This window comes from Pseudorhodobacter sp., assembly GCF_030452865.1.
Classification (GTDB): domain Bacteria; phylum Pseudomonadota; class Alphaproteobacteria; order Rhodobacterales; family Rhodobacteraceae; genus Pseudorhodobacter.
Genome location: NZ_JAKDLJ010000509.1, coordinates 1 through 2,205 on the forward strand (window position 1 = coordinate 1; position 2,205 = coordinate 2,205).

Here is a 2,205-nt window from a genome sequence, read left to right on the forward strand (position 1 = left end):
ACGGTTCTGGATCGATGAGCAGGCGCTTTTTCTTTATCTGCACATACAACCAGTTAACCGGAATTCCCAGCTTTTCTGCAAGAGCAGCTGTGCTCAGGAAACCGGGATCGTGATCCCACCGCCTGTGCGCGAGAGCCCTTCTGATCCCTTCGGCCAGCCGGATACGCTGCACGGTTACGGGGAGAACCTTGTCGACACAGTTTGCCGATCGGTGTCCTTCGCTGGTGAGAACGCGTGCGATTTCATCGTCGGGCATGCCAGTCTTTGCCAGTTCAAGCAGGCGCACCCGCATTTCGGCTCCCCGTGCGGGTTTTGAGATTGCTGTTACCCGCATCTTGACGTTGAGTTCGGTCACCGCCCCGCCGCGCCATACGATACGGACCAGCGCGCTCTCGGAAGTTCGATCGAGCACCACCTTGTCCACCAGGCAGCGCAGCAGCGCCTTGCGATGCGCGTCTGTGGTGGCTTGATCTGCCCAGATTTGCGGCAGACGTCCCGCAAGGGTCACTACCTTGCCGGTGAGCGCTGGCCCCATTGTCACATGAGCGCTTGATTGCTGTGCCGACTGCTCAGCCAAAGCAGCCTCTGCCGCTCGAAGGTCCATCAACGCGCTTTCCCAGCGTCGTTCAAGTTCCGCCGCAACAAGGCGGTTGTCAGGATCAACGCGGTTGAACTGTCGCTGCGCCAGCGCGGCTGCATAGCGTGTGCGCTCAACTTCACGTTTCGCATTTGCCTTCAAAGCGTCACGCCTTTAACCTGAGACAGGGGAAAGGCGTGACGCTGCAAGACATATCAATGGTGTGGGCGTTCCGCCATAAACCCATGATTCAGGTTTATGGCGAAACGCTTCAAGGCACTGTCGACCTGGCTCTGGGCCCGCCGCGTGCGCGACAGAGCATCGAGTTCGGCAGGGGCTAAAGCCGTCAGGAAAGCTTCAGAAACCGCAGCGTCCACCGCTTTGGCCCGCATTTGCTGGCACGAGGGCAAACCAGAGTGAGTCCGCAAGTGGTTACACACATACTCCCCGCCGCCCTTGTATCGGACATACATTTTGTGATTGCACCGTCCGCACCAGACGATGCCATGCAAGAGAAGTTCACCGTCGCGGGGGATGCCTCTTGTCTTGGTGCGCATGTATTCAGCCCGGTTGTCGCTCACAATAGTGCGGATATTCTCATAGGTTGGCCAATCGATATAGGCCGGATAGCGGTCTTTCACGACAATCCGCCACTCTTCGCGAGGCCGTGCCACTTTTGTGGGAGACCGCTCGCCCGGAGTGGTGTCGCGAATGCGAGTCCGGCCATAGACGAAAGCGCCTGCATAAGCGGGATTCTTCAGGATCGTTGCGACCGCGGCAACCGTCGCGCGAACCCAATGCAGGTCGCCATGTCGGTCCCGGCGTGGGAGATCGAGACCACGATCATTCAGCATGCGCATCACCTTGGCGATGCTGCGCAGCTTCTGGAAGAGCTCAAACACGAGACTGAGCCGGCCCTGAACAGCCATATCAGGATCTTTCAGCACCACACCGCTCGGGTCCCTGACAAGGCCAACAGGCAAAGTGAGCGCAAGCTCCCCACGCTGTGCCTTGGCGATAAGGCCGGCCGTCAGGCGGCTGCGGATCGTATGCAACTCTAACTCGGATATTGTTCCCTTGAGGCCAAGCAGAAGGCGCCCGTTCGCGTTGACCTGGGTCATAGACGCCGTCGCGATCCGCGATCAGACAGCCCCGCAGTCCACAGATATCCAGAAGAGGATACCAATCAGAGCAGTTGCGCGCGAGCCGTGTGACATCGACAGACAGGATTATCCCCACTTCGCTGAGCCCAACCCGACCGACAAGTTCCTGGAACCCGCTGCGATGCGCAGCGGACGCGCCGCTCAAACCAAGATCGGCATCGATCACGTCGATATCGGCTTTGTGCCATCCAAGATCATTGGCGCGCTGGCAAAGCCCGTATTGCAGCCGCAAGCTCTCCTGGTTGCTCACGACCTGATGTGGTGTCGATTGTCGCTATGACAAAGGAGTGACTAAGGGGCGCGTTGCCTGATGCAACAGCCGCACAGTTTCCGCGTTCAGCCGGCGATGCGCGAGCATCAACTCGCGGCCCTGCTCGCGCGAAGCGCGGACGAGCCCGGCCAAGTGCTCATCACCCAGGGCAAAGGGCACCCAGGTCAAGAAACCCAGGTGCGAGCCAATGCGGG

Annotated in this window: 1 protein-coding gene and 2 pseudogenes; all 3 read right to left on the minus strand. The window is 59.5% G+C overall.

Features of this window, described 5'->3' with window-relative positions; genetic code table 11:
• Positions 1 to 739 (minus strand): annotated as a pseudogene (locus tag L0H65_RS18775) (hypothetical protein); the annotation flags it as partial.
• Positions 740 to 792: 53 nt separating this feature from the next.
• Positions 793 to 1,698, minus strand: coding sequence for a recombinase family protein (locus L0H65_RS18780; RefSeq protein ID WP_301460721.1), 906 nt, complete (start codon positions 1,696 to 1,698; stop codon positions 793 to 795).
• 73 nt (positions 1,699 to 1,771) lie between these two features.
• A pseudogene (locus L0H65_RS19840) lies at positions 1,772 to 1,990 on the minus strand (recombinase family protein); the annotation flags it as partial.
• Positions 1,991 to 2,205 lie beyond the last annotated feature (215 nt).

What these genes read in the sequence shown, in the direction of transcription:
- L0H65_RS18780 (WP_301460721.1), bottom strand. Translation starts at nt 1,698, where the DNA reads ATGACCCAGGTCAACGCGAACGGGCGCCTTCTGCTTGGCCTCAAGGGA.